Annotated in this window: 14 protein-coding genes and 1 tRNA gene; 9 read left to right on the top strand and 6 right to left on the bottom strand. The window is 58.7% G+C overall.

Going from position 1 to position 21242, the window contains the following annotated elements; genetic code table 11:
* Nucleotides 1-10 precede the first annotated feature (10 nt).
* On the top strand, nt 11-1336 hold the full coding sequence (locus HDF09_RS12980) for an ArnT family glycosyltransferase (protein WP_221270129.1): 1326 nt from the start codon (nt 11-13) through the stop codon (nt 1334-1336).
* On the opposite strand, the gene HDF09_RS12975 is transcribed toward HDF09_RS12980, so the two are convergent.
* Nucleotides 1318-2121: a glycosyltransferase family 2 protein gene (locus HDF09_RS12975; RefSeq protein ID WP_183766905.1), complete on the bottom strand. Its 804-nt coding sequence runs from the start codon at nt 2119-2121 to the stop codon at nt 1318-1320. The two genes, HDF09_RS12980 and HDF09_RS12975, sit on opposite strands and share 19 nt — an antisense overlap.
* Nucleotides 2122-2286: 165 nt before the next feature.
* Between HDF09_RS12975 and HDF09_RS12970 the strand changes: the two genes are divergently transcribed.
* The 3 genes from HDF09_RS12970 (at nt 2287) to HDF09_RS12960 (ending at nt 7347) form a co-directional block, all read left to right on the top strand.
* The gene (locus tag HDF09_RS12970) at nt 2287-4002 is read left to right on the top strand and encodes a multicopper oxidase family protein (protein WP_183766903.1); all 1716 of its coding nucleotides are present in this window, start codon (nt 2287-2289) and stop codon (nt 4000-4002) included.
* Between the two features lie 230 nt (nt 4003-4232).
* Entirely contained in the window at nt 4233-6176 is a 1944-nt protein-coding gene (locus HDF09_RS12965; protein ID WP_260181286.1) for an alkaline phosphatase family protein, read from the top strand.
* Between the two features lie 88 nt (nt 6177-6264).
* Nucleotides 6265-7347, top strand: a complete 1083-nt coding sequence (locus tag HDF09_RS12960) for a YncE family protein (protein WP_183766896.1) — start codon at nt 6265-6267, stop codon at nt 7345-7347.
* Nucleotides 7348-7411: 64 nt separating this feature from the next.
* Here HDF09_RS12960 and HDF09_RS12955 read toward each other — a convergent pair whose 3' ends face one another.
* From HDF09_RS12955 to HDF09_RS12945, 3 genes are all read right to left on the bottom strand, one after another.
* Nucleotides 7412-8512: a radical SAM protein gene (locus HDF09_RS12955; protein ID WP_183766894.1), complete on the bottom strand. Its 1101-nt coding sequence runs from the start codon at nt 8510-8512 to the stop codon at nt 7412-7414.
* A gap of 90 nt (nt 8513-8602) precedes the next feature.
* Nucleotides 8603-9379, bottom strand: coding sequence for a LytR/AlgR family response regulator transcription factor (locus HDF09_RS12950; protein ID WP_183766892.1), 777 nt, complete (start codon nt 9377-9379; stop codon nt 8603-8605).
* Nucleotides 9376-10512, bottom strand: coding sequence for a sensor histidine kinase (locus tag HDF09_RS12945; RefSeq protein ID WP_183766890.1), 1137 nt, complete (start codon nt 10510-10512; stop codon nt 9376-9378). The genes HDF09_RS12950 and HDF09_RS12945 overlap by 4 nt, the downstream gene beginning before the upstream one ends.
* A gap of 574 nt (nt 10513-11086) precedes the next feature.
* Between HDF09_RS12945 and HDF09_RS12940 the strand changes: the two genes are divergently transcribed.
* From HDF09_RS12940 to HDF09_RS12930, 3 genes are all read left to right on the top strand, one after another.
* Nucleotides 11087-12148 (top strand): acyltransferase family protein, encoded by a 1062-nt coding sequence (locus tag HDF09_RS12940; RefSeq protein ID WP_183766888.1) that lies wholly within the window; start codon nt 11087-11089, stop codon nt 12146-12148.
* A 379-nt stretch (nt 12149-12527) separates the two neighbouring features.
* Nucleotides 12528-13793, top strand: a complete 1266-nt coding sequence (locus HDF09_RS12935) for an efflux RND transporter periplasmic adaptor subunit (RefSeq protein ID WP_183766886.1) — start codon at nt 12528-12530, stop codon at nt 13791-13793.
* Between the two features lie 27 nt (nt 13794-13820).
* Nucleotides 13821-16913, top strand: a complete 3093-nt coding sequence (locus HDF09_RS12930) for an efflux RND transporter permease subunit (RefSeq protein ID WP_183766884.1) — start codon at nt 13821-13823, stop codon at nt 16911-16913.
* A gap of 102 nt (nt 16914-17015) precedes the next feature.
* Here the strand turns inward: HDF09_RS12930 and HDF09_RS12925 are convergent, their stop codons facing one another.
* Both HDF09_RS12925 and HDF09_RS12920 read right to left on the bottom strand, forming a co-directional pair.
* Entirely contained in the window at nt 17016-18056 is a 1041-nt protein-coding gene (locus HDF09_RS12925; RefSeq protein WP_183766882.1) for an AraC family transcriptional regulator, read from the bottom strand.
* Between the two features lie 2 nt (nt 18057-18058).
* A complete protein-coding gene (locus HDF09_RS12920; RefSeq protein WP_183766880.1) occupies nt 18059-19114 on the bottom strand; it encodes an NAD(P)-dependent alcohol dehydrogenase in 1056 nt (351 codons plus the stop codon).
* A gap of 592 nt (nt 19115-19706) precedes the next feature.
* Between HDF09_RS12920 and HDF09_RS12915 the strand changes: the two genes are divergently transcribed.
* A complete protein-coding gene (locus HDF09_RS12915) occupies nt 19707-20495 on the top strand; it encodes a CAP domain-containing protein (RefSeq protein WP_183766878.1) in 789 nt (262 codons plus the stop codon).
* Between the two features lie 258 nt (nt 20496-20753).
* Nucleotides 20754-20828: transfer RNA gene (locus tag HDF09_RS12910), tRNA-Asn, on the top strand.
* Nucleotides 20829-21242 lie beyond the last annotated feature (414 nt).

Raw genomic sequence — 21242 nt, 5'->3', positions numbered from 1 at the left:
GAATTAGCGGATGCCAACCTCACAGACGCAGGAACAGTCCCACCCCTTCCGAGCACCGCGGTATATCTTCTGGGCCGGCATACTTCTCCGCGTCCTCTACATCACCCTCGCCCACACCTATCGCATCCGCCCATCGGAGGACCACCTGCAATTCGGGTGGGAGATGGGCCGCATCGCCCGCGCACTCACCACCGGCTTTGGCTACGCCGACCCATTCACAGGCCACTCCGGCCCCACCGCCTGGGTACCGCCACTCTACCCACTGCTCCTTGCCAGCGTCTTCAAGCTCTTCGGCATCTATACGGCGAAGTCCGCCTGGGTGATCCTCACCCTCAACAGCATCTTCTCCGCAGCAACGGCTCTTCTCATATTCGAGATCGCCTCAAGATGCTTTCAACCCACCGGACGAGCCCGCAAGATCGCCCTCTGGTCAGCCTGGCTTTGGGCGCTCTACCCCGCCGCCTTGCAATATGCCGTCCATTGGGTCTGGGACATGGCCCTCACAGCCTTTCTCTTCTCCGCCGTTATCGTGATCGCCCTGCGTGTTCGCAGCATAGGAGAAGACACCCCGGAACCGAATCCTCAAACAACCCTCCGCTGGTGCCTCTTCGGCCTCTTCTGGGGCATGATCGCGCTGCTGAACTCCACGATCCTTCTCTTCCTCCCCGTGTGCGGCATCTGGATGCTCCTCGGCGCAGCAAAGCAACCATCGGCGCTCGGCCCCGCAATAGGCAAAGCGATCATCGCAGCAATTATCTTTCTCGCCTGTCTCCTGCCGTGGATGGTGCGCAACGAGAGAGTCTTTCACGCCTTCATTCCGATTCGCGGCAATCTCGGCGCAGAGCTGCACGACTCCGTTCTTGACTCCTACAACGGCTTCACCGTCGGCACCAGAGTGCCCATCTGTGACGTCTGCCCGGAGTACCTCCGATACAAAAACATGGGAGAGTACGCCTACGTCCAAAGCGAAGGAAAGCTCGCGCGCGAACATATCCGCACCCACAAACTGCGCTTCTTCGAACTCGCTCTCAAACGACTCTACTTTTACTGGATCAGCGTTCCCAAGCCCGTCGAAAAGGGAGTCCTCAACGAAGCCTTCCGCGTCCTGAACTACAGCTTCGTCAGCCTCGCCGCACTTCTAGGCCTCTTTCTAGCGCTCAAGCAGCGAATCCCGGGAGCCACCCTCTTTGCATGGGCCTTCGCACTTCTACCGCTCACCTATTACTTCGTCACAGTCCAGGCCCGCTTTCGCCACCCGCTCGAACCCCTCATGACCATCCTCACCGTCTACCTCTTCCAATCCGCCACACGGGCGTCTCAAAGGGAGTCAGCATGACGTCCGATAAGCCACGCCTTGGCATACTTCCAGCTGACGTAAGCCGAATGATAAAGATGGAGTAGCAACCCTTCGCGCCCATCCAAAAACCCCAGACGAAACCCAAAGTTCCAGACGAATGTAAGGATCGGAACCAAAACAACGTTCCAGCAGAAAGCCACCCACGAACGGCTGACCTTCCCCTTTGCCGCAACAATCTTTCCGCCAAGACTGCTATAGCGATTCATGTGTTCCAGATAGATATTCAGATCGGGATAGCCATGATGGAGAAAATCATTCTTCATCGTCTCAACCCTTCCCGCAACCTGCACCGACTCATGCACCGGCCGATCAGTAAACCCGGCCGCACCAGCGCTCGTCAAACGGCGAAACAAGCGCAACTTGAGATCCGGATAGTAGCCTCCATGACGCATCCAGCGCCCCAGAAAGACATGCCGCAGCCGAAGCCGATAACCGTCCACCTGTGGTCGCATCTCGCTGTCCACCTCGAGCATCCGCCCAATCTCCCTCTGCAGCTCCGCCGTCAGCTCTTCATCCGCATCCAAGGAAAGAACCCACGTCCCCACACACTTTTCGATCGCAGAGTTCTTCTGTCTCGCAAATCCCTTCCACGGCTCCGCAAAAATCTTCGCCCCAAACAACTCCGCGATCTCCAGAGTACGATCGGTCGAGCCCGAGTCCACCACAACCACCTCGTCCGCAAACCGCACGCTGGAGAGTGTCCGCGCGAGGTTGGCTTCTTCATTCAGAGTGATGATGGCTACGGAAAGTGTCGCTTTCGGCATGCTCCTTCATTCTATTTCCCTTAGCCCAGCTCCGGAGACCTTCATCTTGCCGTAACAGGATCAGACTAGTGTCTTTCTTTGCAGCCACATTGGACAAAAGCAGATTGAACCGGAATTAATGGACTCTTCCCTCGCAAAAAATCCATACGATCCTGGCCCCGCACGATGCTGAGCAGACGCCGCCTACTCCAACGCGGTCTCACCTCCGCCGCCGGCCTCACCCTCAGCAGAACCGTGCCCGCGATGCAACAGGCAATGGCCTCGCCCGCCCAGGTCCGCAGCGGAGTCAAACTCACCCGCTACGTCGATCCGCTGCCGATCCCGCCGGTTATCCGCGCCACAGGAAAACCAAACGAAGTCATCGACATCGAAATGCACCAGTTTCAGCAAAAGGTGCACCGAGATCTCCCGCCGACGACCCTTTGGGGATACAACAGCTCCTGGCCCGGCCCAACCATCGAAGCCCAGAGCGGCCAGCCCCTCAGCATCAACTGGATCAGCAAGCTTCCCACAACGCATCTCCTCCCCATCGATCATTCCATCCACGGCGCGGAATCGTCTCTACCCGCAGTCCGCAACGTTGCGCATCTCCACGGCGCCTGCGCAATGCCCGACGACGACGGCTACCCCGAAGCCTGGTTCACAGCGCAAGGCGAACATGGGCCGCACGGCGCGAAGTTCAACCCCCGCCCCTCGGCCTATCCCAACTGCCAACCCTCCACCACCCTCTGGTATCACGATCACTGCCTCGGCATCACGCGGCTGAATGTCTACGCCGGATTAGCAGGCTTCTATCTCATTCGCGACGAAGCGGAAAAAGCTCTCAACCTCCCTCAAGGCGACTACGAAATCCCCCTCATGCTGCAGGACCGCCTCTTCCACCACGACGGCTCCCTCTACTATCCAAAAGTTGTCAACGGCCCGAAGGAACACCCCATCTGGATCCAGGAGTTCTACGGCGACTACAACTGCGTCAACGGAAAAGTCACCCCATCCCTCGAGGTTGAGCCGCGCAAGTATCGCTTCCGAATCGTCAACGCCGCGAACGCACGCTTCTATCACCTGCGCCTCTTCAACTCCGACGCCACCGGAAAGATCCAGAACGACTCCTTCGACGTCCCGTCCTTCCAGCAGATCGGCACCGACGGCGGCCTCCTCCCTGCCCCCCTCGAACTCCACTACCTCCTCATCGGGCCCGCCGAGCGCTTCGATATCGTCATCGACTTCTCCGGCTCTGAAGGCAAATCCTTCTCGCTGATAAACGACGCCCCCGCACCCTACACGATGGGCGGCCAGTACCTCGCCGAAGACGTCATGCTCTTCAAAGTGACAAAGCCGCTCTCCAGCCCGGACACCAGCGTCGTCCCCGAAGCGCTCGTCCCGTTCGAGCCGCTCGTTCCCACCTATGCGACCCGCGAGCGTCTCCTCCTCGTCTCAGAAAAAGAGCGCCCCTCCGACGGCTACGTCATCATCGGCCTTCTCGGCAACGCACGCTGGCACGAACCCATCACCGAAGATCCAAAGGCAGGTTCGACAGAGATCTGGTCCTTCGTCAACATCACCGGCGACGTTCATCCACTGCACATTCATCTCGTGCGCTTCCAGGTCTTGAATCGCCAGACCTTCGATGTGCCAACCTATCAGCAGACCGGCAAGCTCGTCTTCACAGGAAGGCCAATGGCGCCGGAGAGCAACGAGCGCCCCGCCCACAAAGATACGATCAAGTCCTACCCAGGCTATGTCACCCGCGTCATCATGCGCTTCGATCTTCCCCACGAAGCGCCGGTCTCTCCAGGCGACGAGCTCCTCTACGTCTGGCACTGCCACATCCTGGAGCATGAAGACAACGAGATGATGAGGCCGTACAAGGTGATCGTGTAACTCAAGCGTCACACGCTGCGGCAAACTCGAATGTAAATAGAGTGGTAATAAGTTATTACATTCAAAAACATTTTTCTCGCGACGAAATCTCACCCATAACGTAACCGTAATTATTGATCATTTCATTTTGATGTGACACATCAACCATGCCGAAGCCTCTACGGTTATCCCACTGAGGTTGTATTCCCCAACGGGTCAATCCGTTCTCTCAGTTCTTCGGAGGTATCACTTTGAAACGTACTGTCAGCGCCCCTAACGGGACCTTGAAGTGCGGCGCGATGATGTTGATTGCGCTGCAAGTGTTTGCGGGACTGCCACAATCCGCCTACGCCCAAACTGCCGTCCCCGAAACAAAGACCCCCATCAAGCACGTCATCATCATCATCGGTGAAAACCGTACCTTCGATCACGTCTACGCCACCTACAAGCCGAAGGCAGGAGAGACCGTCTCGAACCTCCTCTCCAAGGGCATCGTCAACGCCAACGGCAAGCCCGGTCCAAACTACTCCCTCTCCGCTCAGTTCTCGGCCGTCGATAGCACCACCGCTGATAACGGAAAGTATTCCAACAGCCCACAGGAAAAGAGCATCTACAGCACCCTTCCCGCGGCTCTCGCTGGCGGACCTGAAAAGCAAAGCGCCACCAGCGCACCTTTCACAACCCTGAAGGTCGCAGAACTTGCCGACACCGGTCTCGCGGCTGGTTATGACAAATTCCTGCTCACCGGTGCGACTGGTATCGCCGGCGGCAAGCCCGACACTCGCATTACGAACGACACCAACCTGCGCGAAGGTGTCTTTCAGCTCAGTGGATCCAAGTTGCCGTACGACGCCTACACCAACAGCCCCGTTCACCGCTTCTTCCAGATGTGGCAGCAGGTCGACTGCAACGCCGACTACGCCACCGAAGACAACGCCAGCGGTTGCTTGAACGACCTCTTTCCCTGGGTTGAAGTCTCCGTCGGCACCGGCGGCAACGGAGCCAAGCAGCCAGCCAACTTCAACGAAACCACCACCGGCGAAGGCGCCACCTCCATGGGCTTCTACAACATGGCCCAGGGCGACGCTCCGTACTTCAAGAAGCTTGCCGATGACTACACCATCAGCGACAACTTCCACCAGTCGGTAATGGGCGGCACCGGTGCCAATCACATCATGTTTGGCTTCGGCGATGCCATCTTCTACACGAACACCAAGGGCGTTGCCACCAAGCCGCCAACCAACCAAATCGAAAACCCCAACCCCCAGGTCGCAACCAACGACTTCTACGACCAGGACGGTTACGGCGGCGGCAGCTACGTCAACTGCGGAGACATCAACCAGCCAGGCGTTCCGGCTGTCACCAACTACCTCCAGTCCCTCAAGAATCCTGTAAAACCGAACTGCGTCAAGGGCGACTACTACCTCGTCAACAACTATAACCCCGGCTACAACGGCGACGGCACCCTCACTTCGCAGTACTCGCCCTTCACCATTCCTCCCACCAGCCAGAAGAGCATCGGCGACGACCTCGTTGCTCACAAGGTTCCCTTCAAATACTTCGGCGAGAACTGGGATCTCTACGTAACCGATCCCACCGAGTCGAACTCCTTCGATGCGTACTGCAACATCTGCAACCCGTTCCAGTACCAGACCCAGTTCATGGGAACTCAGGCCGCCCGCCAAACCTACATCGCGGACACGACTGAGCTCTATGAGGACATCGACACCGGCAACCTGCCGCCAGTCTCCATCGTCAAGCCCAGCGGCATAAACGATGGTCACCCGGCGTCTTCCAAGCTCGACCTCTTCGAAGGCTTCACCAAGAAGATCATCGACGGAGTCAAAGCCAACCCGACCCTCTGGGCCGACACTGCCATCTTCGTCACCTTCGACGAGGGTGGCGGATACTACGACTCCGGCTACATCCAACCCGTCGACTTCTTCGGCGACGGTACCCGCATTCCCCTCATCGTTGTCTCGAAGTACTCCACCGGCGGACACGTCTCGCACGAGTATGGCGATCACGTCTCCCTCATGAAGTACATCGAGAAGAACTGGGGCCTGCCCACCATCTCCGACCGCAGCCGCGACAATCTGCCGAACCCGATCCAGAAAGCAAACAGCCCCTACGTCCCGACGAACAGCCCTGCAATTGGCGATCTGACGGATGACTTCCAATTCTCCACCAAATAACCGCAGCACGTTTCAAGATCCACCCTTCGACGGTCAGCCCATGCTGGCCGTCGAAGTAATTTCTTAAGAACACTGGTCATAATAAAAAATGAAGAATCTCCGCGTACAGAAATTAATCTCAAAAGTCCTCCCCTCAACCCTCCTCCTCGCGGGAATTGCGACTGCCCCCTTCACGCATCTCCTCCACGCTGCAAGCCCAACCGCCTTACCAAAGTTCCACGTGCAGAACCAGTGGAACCTCGGCGGCAAAGGAGGATGGGGCTTCCTCGTTCTCGACGCCCCGGCTCACCGTCTCTACATTCCTCGAACCAATCGCGTGATGGTCGTGGACACCGACACCGGCAAGCTCCTCGGTGAAGTGGAGGACATGAAAAACATCCGCGACATCGCGCTCGATAGCTCCGGCAAATACGGCTACGTCACCGACGTAACCGATGGAACAGCCGGTTTCGTCCGCGTCTTTGACCGCTCCAGCCTCAAAGTAGTCGCCTCCATCTCCACCGGCGCCGTCCCCGCCTCCATCGTCTTCGACCCCGTTTCAAACTCCGTCCTCGCTTTCAACTCGCATAGCCACAGCGCGACCGTCATCGACGCCGCAACCAACCAGGTCATCGCAACAATCCCCCTCAATAGCCGCCCCGGCTCCGCGATCGGCGACGGAAAAGGAGCCGTCTTCGTCGCGCTCCCAGCCCTCGGTCAGATCACCCGCATCGACGCCGCCTCAAAGAAGATCACATCGTCGTGGCAACTGGCGCCCTGCACTGGTCCAAGCGGCTTAGTCAGCGACAGCGCTCACCATCAACTTTTCACAGCCTGCGAAGATCACAAGCTAATCTCAGTCGACACAGAGACCGGCCACGTCACCCCTATCGGAGATGCTCCACCGAACGCCGGTGACATCGACTTCGATGCCCGGCACAACCTGCTCTTCGTCGCCGATGCCACCGGCACGCTCTCCATCTTTCGCCGCGACGGGCTCGCTAAATACTCCCGTATTCAGCAGGTAAACACTCAACCCGGCGCGAGAACGATGGTCGTCAGTCAGAAGGACGACAAGGCATACCTTGTAACCTCCAAGTTCGGCCAGAACACTGGCACCGTCTCCGAAGAGTTACAGTTTCGCCCCACTCCAATCCCCGGCACCTTCTCAGTCATCGTCGTCGGACGCTAACAAAAAAGCCGTACCTCGAAAGACACCAGAGGTACGGCTCACACTCCACCATCAAATCTCCAGGCTAAGCTTCATCAACCCAAGGCGGCTGACCCAGCGAGACATGCCGATACTTCGGCGTATACCCAAGCTCCCGCGCATAGTTCAAGATTCGCTCAAAGTCCAGGCTGATCGTCGCCCCTGCTTTCTGCGTCACTTCATCTTCGATCGGCAGATCAAAGTCATCCGCACCATAGTTCAACCCACCCAGTGCCTGCTCATTCTGAGTAAGTACCGAACTACGAATTCGCGGAATATTATCCAGATAAATCCGACACAACGCCAGGTGCCGCAGATACTCCGCCGTCGTAATTTCAATCCCACCAATCTGCGTAAAGTAAGGCTTGAACGTCCAACACAGAAAACTCGCCAGCCCACCGGTCTCATCCTGAAACAGCCGCGTGCGCTCGAGATGTTCCAGCCGCTCCTCCAGGCTCTCGTCAAATCCGATCACCATCGTCGCCGTCGTCTTCAACCCTGCTTCAACAATCGCCCGCTGCGCCTCAAAGTACTGCGCCACGGTGTACTTGAACTTCGAGTGCCGCGCGCGAAACTCCTCAGTCAAAATCTCCGACCCGCCGCCAGTGATCCACCGCACGCCTGCATCCTTCAACCGCTCCGCCGCCGCCGGGTAGCTCAGCTTCGCATGATCCGCCAGATACATAAACTCCGCAATCGTTAGCGCATAAAACTCCAGCGCATCGCCATACCGCGCGCGAATCGCAGCAAACAACTCGCAGTAATAACTCAGCGGCAGATGCGGATTGAACCCGCCATTGAACGCCGCCAGATCCCCTCCCAGCGCCAGCAGTTCGTCCAGCTTCGCAAACACGTCTTCATGGCTCAACACATACCCGCCCTCCTGCCCAGGCAGCCGGTAGAACGCGCAGTAGTCGCACTGCGCCACACACACATTCGTATAGTTGATGATCCGCATCACCATGTACGTGCACGAAGCCGGAGCGTGAAATCGCCCGCGCACCACGGCGGCAAGCAAACGCAACTCCTCATCGGACGCGTTGTTCCAAAGCCACCGCGCCTCATCCCGCCCAATCCGGGAGCCCTCGGTAACCTTACCCGCAATCTCGGAAAACATCGTCGCAATCGAAGCGGCAGTCTGGCTCATCCTTCTAGTGTAGTGCGCCGACGCCCGCCAGACCACCCGCGCTGAGCCGCATCTGATAGCTCCGCCTGACAGCACCGCCCACGCCCAGATTCAAAGCCTGCGGCTCGCCACCACCAGATTCTGCCAGCCAGTCTTGCTCATCTTCAGCCTTTGCCCCCGCGTCAGAATCACCGCCCCCTCACCACGCCCCTCCCGCGCCACCTCGCGCACATAGTCCATGTTCACAATCGTAGACCGGTGAATTCGCACGAAGCGATTCGGGTCAAGCATGTTAGCCAGTTGCTTCACCGTCTCCCGCAGCATAAAACTCTTCGCCCCCACATGCAGGCACGAGTAGTAATCCTGCGCCTCAATCCACTCGATCTCCTGAACATTCACCACCGTATCCTTCGCCCCATTCGGCACCAGCAGCCTCTTCGGATACTCCTTCGTACCAGCGTCTCCCGTCTCCAGTTCAGCCAGAACCTGCTTCAACCGCTCCTGGTTCAACAACGCTGTATTCGAAACAATACGCTTCTTCACCTGAGCCAGCGCAGCCTTCAGCCGCTCCGGTTCCACAGGCTTCGTCAGGTAATCAAGCGCATGCACCCCAAACGCGCGCAGCGCATACTGATCATGAGCGGTTACAAATACCGTCACCGGCATCTGCGCCGCGCCCACCTGCTCGATCACCTCAAACCCTCCCCTGCCTGGCATCTGAATATCCAGAAACAAAACGTCGACCCGCAGCGCCTTCAGCGAAGCCAACACCTCACTGCCGTTCCTGCACTCGCCTACAACCTCCACCTCATCATCCCCGGCAAGCAGAAAACGCAGGCGTTCCCGCGCCAGTGGTTCGTCATCGGCAATCAGCGTCTTCAGCTTCATAGGGCTTGCGGCTCGTAGGGAATGGTGATCGCAACCTCGAAGCCGCCATCCTCCAGCGGCTGTGCCCTCATCGCAAATTCGTTCTGGTAAAAGTGCAGCAATCGCTCCCGCGTATTCTTCAGCCCAATCCCGTGTCCCTCCTGCGTCTGCGTACCGGCTTCGGCTCCCGTATCGCGCACCTTCAGATGCAGACTCCCACCGTCGCGTCGCGCAGAGGCCTCCACCACGCCCTCACTCACACAATGCGCAATCCCATGCCGAATCGCGTTCTCAACAATTGGCTGAAGCAAAAAACACGGCACCAGGCTGTCCAGCGCCCCAGGATCGACCTTGATCTCGACCTTCAGCCGATCCGCGAATCGAATCTGCTCGATCGCCAGATAGTTATCGATCATCTCCAGCTCCTGCGAGAGCGGAACCTTCTCCGGTGTCGTCCGCTTCAACGTGCTCTTCAGAATCGCATTCAGATGAGACAGCATCTCCACCGCCTCCCGCTGTCTCCCAAGCTCCACCAGCGTCGTAATTGCGTTCAGCGTGTTGAAGAGAAAGTGAGGCTCAAGCTGCATCTGCAGCGCACGCAGGTGAGCCGAAGAGAGCTGCTTCTGAAGCTCGAGCGATCGCATCGCATCGTCCTGCGCCCGCAACTTGTATTGAACGATTCCCGTAACCCCGATAATGAACCCATAGAGCAGGAGCTCGATGCCGAACCGGTTGACGTTGAACAGGACCCCCCACATCAGGCGTTCTTCCCCCGGACCCCAGCCGAGCGGAAAACCGATACCCCACAGCATCAGCAGATGAACCAGCGCAAGCATCGATCCCGCAACCGCGTGCAGCACAATCGTCTTCACGGAAAGGCTGGAGACAATCGGTAAGCGCGGCGCCAGCTTCCACAGTACGCACGCAATCGTTCCCCACCAACCCCACAGAACTGCGCCATAAACCAGCGAGGCCGGATGCATCACCGACCCACACTCCGCTGCAGTAGCGAGCGCCAGTACTGCCGCCAGCGACAGGATCAACAGGTAGCCGTTGAGATGCCTGCTTGCAGGTGCAGCGCCTTCCTCGGCTGTCTTCTCCTGCAAGATCGCTGGAGCCTGCCGGTACTCCGGAGAAGTGGTGAGAGTGTTCATGCGCACATCCTTTCTCTAATCCTGAAAGGTTCTTTCCACGTCAAATCTACGCCGCACTTCCCTAAGCGAGAGCGTGCAAGAATCAGGATCTATCGTCTCCCCCGCGGCTCCAACATCTTTGCAGCCAAAGCCCTCATTCTTGCAGGCAACCATGTTACATCTCGCTCCCCTCTCCAGCACGAGGCAAATGCCGGTAGTGAGACAGTTTCGAGTCCGGAACAAACGAAGTTGCCGAAAACTCCGTTTTGCGTGAATGACACTATCGCCCCCAAAGAAGCGAATTGGACTGGACCTGGCATTCGCGAGGGGTTCATTGGCGGAGGATCGCCGACGAGTCTCCCATGCCCCTTGGCTGATCGAACTCAGAATCGCTCGCTCAGTGATACTGCGATGACAAATCCATGACAATTGAACCCGTATTCACGCGATAGATTTGGCTATAGCATTCATACTTCGAAAGCCCGGTGCAGAGAGATTCAGCAAGCTGGCTTAATTTCGCAACATCCGCACTAGGATGGCAAAATGGGCCGTTGAAGAGCGATATGCTCACGAAGACCAACGAAGAATGACAAGAATGCAAGTGACCCAATCCGCTTCTGGCAAAATGCCAGACGGTAAGCGCATCACGCAACTGGATGGGCTCAGAGCCATTGCTGTACTGATGGTATTCATGAGTCACGCAGTTCGCTCGCAGTTGCTGTGGAGTGGGGTTGATCTGTTCTTCATTCTCTCCGGTTTTTTGATCACGGGGGTTCTACTGGACTTGCGTAGTCAAAATACCTGGCGCACGTACATCGTCGCTTTCTATAAGCGGAGAGCGCAAAGAATCCTTCCGCCCTACATCTTGTTTCTTATCGTTACGTCCGTGTTGTTTGGATGGGCCTGGACGCACCGCTGGTACTTGTACTTCTTCTTGATGAACATGCCTGCCTTTGCGCCACCGGTGCCTTACGGGCATGGGGTTCTATGGTCGCTCGCAGTGGAAGAGCAGTTCTACCTTATATGGCCTATTCTGGTTTATCTGCTGAGTGAGAGGGCGCTCGCATGGCTGTCAGGGGTGCTGATTCTTGCCGCGCCGCTGCTTCGCTGGTTTGCAACCGCCTATTTCACGCGTCATTGGCTAATCTATACTGCGTTGCCTTTTCGAATGGATCTCCTGGCTGCAGGTGCATTGATCGCAATGGTTTGGCGTCACTACCCGGCAGCCATATTTCGATGGGGAATAAAAGGATCATGGTTGGCCGCAATAATAGTGTTTGCGCTGTGCATGCTCTCCATGCATCCCTGGTTCCAACCTGGCGCAGACACAGCATTAGTTAATGTCTGGCTGTACGAACTCATCCTCGTGGGCTACGCAGCTGGGTTTATCTGGATATTGAGCGGTCGTTGCGTTAACTTTCTACGAACCAGACCAATGGTGTATCTCGGACGTATCAGCTATTCCGTCTATCTAATTCATCTCGCCGCACTCGTGTTTATACGACAGTTTACCCGTCACTCTTTGGCCTCCGCAGCCGTGGCCCTTGCGGTGACGCTTTGCTACGCTGCTTTGTCGTGGAAGTGGGTGGAACAGCCAATACTGCAACGCCATGCCGATGCAGAGGATCTTCATGTGCCACTCCCAAATCAATCGTAAATATCGTTCGTAGCGTTGGACCTGAGTCGAGTTGATCCTGAGAATATTTCCGGCATTCCAAGGCATCTCCACGCCCTCGTTCGATTCCATTTCGCCAAGTCGAATCATCATCCGCATGCTGGACAAGAATGAAAAGGCCCTTTCGCTAGAGGTGCCCGGAAAATCGGCTCTTCGGCAAGTTGAGTCGTTCACATCAAACTGACTCACTATCCCAATACCTGAAGCTCTCCCCCGCATCTATCTCAAAGCCAGCGAAGCCAGCAGCGACATACTCCACCGCGCGTCCTGCCATCCTCCCTGCAGCTTTAGCGTATCCGGCTGCATATCGGTTTTCAGGCGCCGCCCCCGAGGCTCATCCTGACACTGAGGTACTACCGCTATGCAGGCGAACAAAACCCTCGCGCTTCTCTGCACATTAATCTGCATTCCCCTCGCGTCCTGCTCCCGTGTCGTGGCCCATGCCAATACCTCTCCTCCCGAGGGCGTCCCCGTTCACATCGCCCGTGCCGTATCGCAGGATGTGCCGCTCGAGATCGCAGCAGTTGGCAACGTCGAGGCCGTCGAGAGTGTCGAGGTCAAGCCGCGCGTAGCCGGGCAGATCAAAGAGGTCGCCTTCACAGAAGGACAAAACGTTACCAAGGGCCAGCTACTCTTCACCATCGACCGCGACACGTTAAGCCGCCAGCAGGCACAACAGCAAGCCGAGCTCTCTCGTGACATCGCAATGGAGCAACAAGCGACCGCCATCGCCGCGCGAGATGCGGCCTCGCAGAAGCAGAGCCAGTCCGAGGCGGACACCGCCGTCAAGTTAGGCGAGCTCGGCGTCCTCTCCGGCCAGAGTGTTAAGCAAGCCGTCACCGCAAGCGACACCACGCGCGCCAGCCTCCAGGCCGACAAGTCCGCAATCGCCGCCGCCGCCGGGGCCATCAACGCCGACCGCGCTCGCCTCGCCCAGACACAACTGCAGCTCAGCTTCGCCCAGGTCGTCGCTCCCATCGCAGGCCGTGCCGGTGCCGCCATGGTCAAAGCCGGCAACGTGATTCGCGAAAACGACACAACGCTCGTCACCCTCCTTCAGCTCGCGCCCATCCGCGTCACCTTCGGCGTTCCAGAGCAAGCCCTCGCCGAAGTACAGCGCCTCAGCTCCCTCGGCCCCCTCGAAGTCGAGGCCGGCCCTGGTGACGTACCTCTAGGCAAAGGCCGTCTCGACTTCATCGACAACACCGTCGATCCCGCTACCGGCACCATCCGGCTCAAGGCCACATTCCCCAACACCGACGGAGCACTCTGGCCCGGCGAGTTCGTCAACGTCCGCCTCCGTCTGCGGGTTGACGCCAACCAGCTCGTCGTTCCGCAGTCCGCCATCCAGCAGGGCCTCGAGGGAAAGTACGCGTGGCGCATTCAAGCAAGCGTCGCAACCATGGTCCCCGTCACCGTGCTGCGTACGTATCGGCCCCCACCCTCCCCGCAGGCAGCCAGCGAAGTTGCAGTTCTAGGCAGCGGCCTCCGCCCTGGAGACATGATCGTCACCGAAGGCCAGCTGCGCCTCACCCCCGGCGCGAGGGTCTCTCCCATCGACGTACCCTCCAGCTCGTCCCCGCATGATTCCCTCACCAACAACACCGTGCGCAACGGCGCACCCTGAGCCACATCTGCCGACGAGGTTCCCTCCATGCGCTTTACCGAGTTCTTCATCCGTCGCGCCATCACCACAACGCTGCTCATCTCCGCCATCGCAGGCTTCGGCTTGCTCAGCTACCTCTCCCTTCCCGTCAGCAACCTGCCCGAGGTCGAGTACCCCACCATCCACGTCTCCGCCTCGATCCCCGGCGCCAACCCCGACTCCATGGCCTCGACCGTCGCCACCCCACTCGAGAGTGAGTTCTCGCGCATCCCCGGCATCGAAAACATGACCTCCTCCAGCTCCGTCGGCGACACCGACATCACCCTGCAATTCGCCCTCAACCGCAGCGTCGACGCAGCCGCGCAGGACGTTCAGGCCGCCATCTCCCGCGCCACCGGCAGCCTCCCTCCCGGCATGCCCGAACCACCCTCCTACTCCAAAGTCAACCCCGCCGACGACCCCATCATCTGGCTCGAGATGCACTCCCAGACCATGTCCTTCGAGGAGTTCTCCCGCTACGCCACCCAGATCGTCTCCAAGCAGATCTCCATGGTCAACGGCGTCTCGCAGGTCGAGGTCTACGGCCCCGAGCGTCCTGCCATCCGCGTCCAAGCCGACCCCGCACGCCTCGCCGCCTATGGCCTCGATCTCGAGCAACTCCGCACCGCCCTCACCACCAACAGCGCAAGCCTGCCCACCGGCACCCTCTACGGCGAGGCCAGAGACTACTCCCTCCAGGCCAACAGCCAGCTCACCACCGCCGACCAGTTCTCCGACCTCGTCATCGCCTACCGCAACGGAGTCCCGCTACGCCTCAGCCAGGTCGCCCAGGTCTTCAACAGCTCCAGCAACGATAAGCATACCTTCTGGATCAACGGTCGGCGCGGCGTCATCCTCGCAGTGCGGAAGCAGCCCGGCGCAAACACCGTCGAGGTCGCCGATCAAGTCAAAGCCGCAGTCCAAAACCTCCGCAGCGTCTTACCTCCCGGCGTAACCTTCGGCCGAGTCTCCGACGACGCCGACATCGTCCGCGACTCTATCTCCGAAGTCAACCACACCCTCATCCTCACCATCGTTCTCGTCGTCTTCGTCATCTTCGCCTTCCTCGGCACCGTCTCCTCCACCCTCATCGCCAGCGCCACCATCCCCGTCTCCATCCTCGGCTCCTTCATCGCCATGCGCCTTCTCCACTACACCATCGACATGTTCTCCATGATGGCCATCACCCTCTCCGTAGGCTTCATCGTCGACGACGCCATCGTCATGCTCGAGAACATCGTCCGCCATCGCGAGATGGGCAAATCCCCGCTCACCGCCGCGCTCGACGGAGCCGCCGAAGTCGCCTTCACCATCCTCTCCATGACCCTCTCCCTCGTCGCCGTCTTCCTTCCCATCCTCTTCCTCAACGGAGTCCTCGGCCGACTCCTTCGCGAGTTCGCCGTCACCATCTCAGTCTCCATCCTGCTCTCCGGCCTCTCCGCGCTCACCCTCACCCCCATGCTCTCCAGCCGCTTCCTCAGCGAGCGCACCCACGCAGACAACTGGTTCCATCGCCGCACCGAGCGCCTCTACTCCGCACTCGAGCGCGCCTACCGCCATTCCCTCGATCGAGTCCTCCGTCACCCCCGCGCCACCATCGCCGCCAGCATCGCGATGACAGCCATCACCGCCATCCTCTTCGCCATCGTCCCCAAAAGCTTCATGCCAGCCGTCGACACCGGCGGCATCTCCGGACACATCGAAGCCCCGCAGGACAGCTCCTTCGCCCAGACGATCTCCAACGCCGAGCAAGTCAACAAAGCGCTAGCAGCAATTCCATGGATGGACAGCAACCTCTCCGGCATCTACGCCCAGAACGAAGGCTGGCTCTGGATCAATCTCCGTCGAGACCGCCACCGCCCCAACGTCAAAACCATCATCGCCGACCTTCAGAAGAAGCTCGACCGCATCCCCGGCCTCAAGGTCTACCTCCGCCAGCCGGACTTCGTCGACCTCGGCCAGACCGAATCCCGATCCCAATACTCCGCCGCCCTCCAAAGCCCTGACGCAGACGAGCTCTACCGTTGGGCGCCGCGCCTCAAAGACAAACTCGACTCCCTTCCCGAACTCACCAACGTCTCCACCGACCTCCAGATGAGCGCCCCCCGCGTCAACGTCGACATCCGCCGCGACCTCGCCATGTCCCTCAACATCGACCCCGAAAAGATCGCCAACACCCTCTACGACGCCTACGGAAATCGCCGCGCCAACACCATCACCGTCGCCTCCCAGCAGTACGACGTCATCCTCGAAGTCGCCCGCGAGTATCAACGCGACCCGCAAGCAATGGGCAGCATCTATCTCGCATCCACCACCAATCACCTCGTCCCCCTCTCCGCCCTAACCACGCTCAGCCAGACCGTCGCGCCTCTCACCGTCAATCACCTCGGCCAGTTTCCCGCCGTCACCTTTCACTTCGATCTCAAGCCCGGCATCTCGCTCGACGCCGCCACCCGCGCCGTGCTGCGCGCCGCCACGCAGATGGGCCTCCCCGCCAGCATGAACTTCACCTTCCAGGGCACAGCCGCGCAGTTTCAGAGCTCCCTCAAAGGCCTCGGCCTCCTGCTCATCATCGCCGTCATGGTCATCTATCTCGTCCTGGGCGTTCTCTACGAGAGCTTCATCCACCCCATCACCATCCTCTCCGGCCTGGCCGCCGCGGCCATCGGCGCACTCCTCACGCTGCTCATCTTTGGCCAGGATCTCAACCTCTACTCCTTCCTCGGCATCATCCTGCTCATCGGCATCGTCAAAAAGAACGCCATCATGATCGTCGACTTCGCTCTCGACGCCGAGCGCAACCACGCACTCCCGCCTGAGCAGGCTATCTATCAAGGCTGTCTTCAGCGCTTCCGTCCCATCATGATGACCACGATGGCGGCACTGCTGGGTGCGGCTCCTATTGCATGGGGTCAGGGCATCGGGGGAGAAGCGCGTCGTCCTCTCGGTATCGCAGTCGTCGGCGGACTTCTGCTCTCACAGTCCCTCACCCTCTACGTCACCCCTGTCATCTATCTCTATCTGCATCGTCTCCAGCGAGGCCGCCGCAACGAAGTTGTCCTGCCGGACGGGCCTCCTGCGCGGAGCGCGGTCACTTCGTGACGGGTATACCGGTCGTGTCACCGTCATCAACAAAGGGCCTCCCGCTGGTCGGCACGATCTAACCTGCGACCAACGGGAGCACCAAGCGAAGCGGTACACAAGTCACGAAGTGACCGCCGCCCGCGCAGGGCGCCCGTCCGGCAGGACCTTCTCCCTCTGCGCCCCCCGCCAATGCGCAGGAGGAGTTCCCTCCCACATCCGAAAAGCCCGCACAAAAGAGTTCGAGTCCTCATACCCCAGAAGATAAGCAGTCTCATTCAGCTCAAGCAGAGAGTTATTAAGATAGTGCCGCGCCAGCTGATGCCGAGCCTCCTCAAGAACCTGCTGAAAGCTATACCCCGCATCCTGCAACCGTCGCTGCAACGTGCGCGAGCTGATGTGCAGTTCGCGCGCGATCTCCTGCATCTTCGGCCGTCTCCCAGCAAGCTTTCTCTGGATCGCAGCCCGGACCCTCTCAGGGAAACTCTCCTCGCCCTTATGCTGCTTCAACTCTTCATCAAACTGCGGTGCAAGCATAGCCAAAAGCTCGGCATTGCTCGTCACAAACGGCAGAGCCGCATCCGAGCTACGGAAGATGATCGCATTACGAACAGCGCCAAACACAATCGGACAGCCGAAGTGCCGCTCAAAGATCTTTGCATGCGTCGGCTGGCGCGCAAGCTCAAGCCGCAGCGGAGAGATCCGAGTCCCAGTCCCATGCCGCGCAATGCACAGCACCCACGCAAAACAGAGATCGGTGAGCACCGCAGGCTCAACGCTATCGGCGAGCAGCCAGCGAAACTGAATGCTCCACTCGCTGTCATCCATCTCGTGGATGATCTCCTCAGGACACGAGAGTTGTTTGTAGCGGGCCATCTGCTCCATAGCTTCGCCGAAGCTGGCCGTAGAGAGAGCCGCAAGCGCAATCGGATCGAAGTGTTCCGCCTTGGTCTCGGTGCCAAGTTCGAGGCCAATGGCGGGGTTCGGGCTATTCACGCCCACTCCCCGCCACAAGGCGAACAGCTCTTCGGTCGTTACGACGATGCGCGGTTGATCGAGTAGCCCCGGAGCCAATCCCGCACTCTGAAGCACCGCAGACGCACCGACTCCCAACTCGTGTAAACGTGTTGCCAGCCGGCCGGGAATCCGAAAGCGTTTGCTCATGGTTATGATTTCAAGGAGGCCATGTCGATCGAGAAGCGATACTTCACGTCCGACTTCAGCAGTCTTTCATAAGCCTCGTTGACCTTCTGAATCGGAATCACCTCCACATCGGCAGTGATGTTGTGTTTGCCGCAGAAGTCCAGCATCTCCTGGGTCTCGGCGATTCCGCCAATCGGCGAACCCGAGAGGCTGCGGCGTCCAAACAGCAGGTTGAAGGCAGACACAGCAAGTGGCTTCTCCGGAGCGCCGACCAGGCACAGGTTGCCGTCGCGGCGAAGCAGCCCAAGCAACGCGTTGATGTCGTGGTCCGCCGAGACCGCGTCGAGGATAAAGTCGAAGCTGCCCGCGTGCTTGGCCATCTCATCGGCATTCCGCGAGACGACAACCTCATCCGCGCCTAGGCGGATCGCATCATCCTTCTTGCCCGGCGACGTCGTAAACAGCACAACATGCGCTCCCAGCGCGTGCGCAAACTTCACCCCCATGTGGCCTAGTCCGCCAAGCCCCACGATCCCGACCTTCTTGCCCTTGGTCACGCCCCAGTGGTGCAGAGGCGAATAGGTCGTAATGCCCGCGCAGAGCAGAGGCGCGACTCCGGCCAAATTGAGGTTCGAAGGAACCTTGAGCACGAAGCGCTGATCCACCACCACGCTGTCCGAGTAGCCGCCATAGGTCACACCACCCGTGTGCTTGTCGGGAAAGTTATAGGTAAGGGTCATGTTCGGGCAAAACTGCTCGAAGCCCTCGCGGCAATCCGGGCAGGTCCCGTCGGAGTCGACCATGCAGCCGACCGCGGCAAGATCGCCCACCTTGAACTTCGTGACCGCCGAACCAGTCTTGGTAACGCGGCCGACGATCTCATGACCCGGCACGCAGGGGTAGACAGTCGGCATAACGCCGCTCCACTCGTTGCGAACCTGATGAAGATCGGAGTGACAGATCCCGCAGAAGAGAATCTCAATCCGCACATCGGTTTCGGTTGGATCGCGCCGCGCGATCGTGGTGGGGGCGAGCGGCGATGTCGCACTTGCAGCAGAGAATGCTTTTGCGTTGTACATGGGTTCAAAGGTAAACCGGCCAACGATTCGACGCTACGCAGGACACGCCATTCCATATGCAGAATACGCCAATACTTCAAACCCCCAGACCCCGAGCGGTACCGACACAAAGTACGACCGAAGATCTGTCTTTTCGACCGGTGCGGGACGGTCTTTTGTCCCGTGCAATGGAGAAACCTGCTGTTTGCCGGTGCCGTCCCCTGACTACCCTGATTCCAATCCCAAAAAGACACCCCTCCGGCTAACAAGTTGAAAATAAACTTGAAAAGCATGGCGTGTTTTCCGACGCCGCAAAACACACGTCCAAAACACCACATCTACCACGCAATCCACCACAACTTCACCACGATTTCACCACCGTAAAACAGTCGAAATCTGCAAAACCCCCTGCAAAAGTGAGGTTTTCCCTGCTGAAGTTTTTTAGTACTAAAGTTTGCAACTTCAAGCGTCGTTTCCTCACCCTCCCCGCATCCCAACCGATAGACACAGCAGAGAACCTCGAATGCTGACCAGAAAGTTGTATTACCTAGAGCGGCACCCCAAACCTAGAATGACCTTCATGCCAGCCTCCCCAGCAGCGTGCGTCAAGTCTATGATTTCATTGCAGAAATCTCGCCTCCGCCACTTCGCGCTGGCCACCCTGCTGCTCTCGGCGGCGCACCTCCTCCCGGCCCAGACCTTCGAATCCTCAGCAAATCTCACCGTAGCCGAGCAATACCTCCTCGCCGCCGCCAACCAGGATCGCATCAATCAAGGACTTCAGCCACTTCGCTTCGACCCCGTCCTCGCCGAGGCCTCCCAGGTCCACGCCCGCGAGATGGCCGACCACGCCGAAATCTCCCACCAGTTCGACGGCGAACCCGCACTCGCGGCCCGCGGAGCCAATGCTGGCGCACACTTCAGCCTCATCACAGAAAACGTAGCCGAAGCCCCCACCTCCGTCATCATCCACAATCTCTGGATGCACTCGCCCGGCCACCGCGCCAATCTTCTAGATCCCAACGTAGACTCCATAGGAATCGCCATCGTCACCCGCGATCACCAGCTCTACGCAGTAGAAGACTTCGCCAGCACCGTTCAAACCCTGTCGCTTAACCAGCAGGAGCGCACCGTCGCCAGCGTGATCGCACAGTCAGGAATGCGCGTCGCCGAAACCACCGCAGAGGCCCGTCAAACCTGCACAATGTCCTCTGGTTACGCGGGTTCTCGCCAACCCTGGTACATCATGCGCTACACCGCCGGAAGTTTGAACGAGATTCCCAGCCAGCTCAAAAGCAAACTGGCCTCCGGCAAATACCACCAGGCCGTAGTCGGGGCCTGCTCCGTAAACCGCAACGGCCCCTTCACTGCCTACAACATCGCAGTTCTGCTCTACCCGTAAGCAGACGCGGCAGCAACGACTACGCCGCCTGTTGCGGTTCCTCCACACTCGCAAATTGCGAGGCTAATCGCTGAAGTGGGTTAAAGTAGTGGAACAGTCCAACGTGCCGATCAACTCCACAAGCTCTCTCCGCTATAAACGCTCGATGCCACTATGTTGACGCTCTGTCGACACCGCCATCAAGGTAGCTTTTGACCCCTCCACCCCGATTTGTTATAACTGAAGAGGCGCGGGAGTTTTCTCGCACTCCAAAGATGTTCCTGAGTAGCTCAATGGCAGAGCATTCGGCTGTTAACCGAAGGGTTGTAGGTTCGAGTCCTACCTCAGGAGCCATAAAATCAATTACTTACAGCGTTCTCCTCTCTCGACTTCGCCGAACTTCACCGAATTTGCTGCGATGCCTCTCAAGTTCCGCCCTGCGACACCCATACTCTCAACCGGTACCGTCCAGCCCTCGAGCACTGCAGCCGTGCGCGAGTTCACAGCTTGCAGAACACTCTGCTCAATCGTCTGGACATACACGTCACCGGTTGTCGAGATGCTGGCATGCCGCAATATGACCTGAGCGTCTTTCAACGTCCATGTTTCTGCATCCGTACCCAACGTCCTTCGCATCACCTGAAAGGTGACGAGGAGGTTGGGATTCCCAACTTACGGGCGATCGGACGCACGCTCCAGTCGTCAAACTGGTTGATCTCGTTCAGGCCGTTCAGATTATCGATTACATTTTCAGTCAAAAACCCTCCT

Origin of the sequence: Edaphobacter lichenicola (assembly GCF_014201315.1) — a bacterium.
GTDB classification, from domain to species: domain Bacteria; phylum Acidobacteriota; class Terriglobia; order Terriglobales; family Acidobacteriaceae; genus Edaphobacter; species Edaphobacter lichenicola_B.
This window is presented reverse-complemented; position numbering and strand designations above follow the sequence as displayed.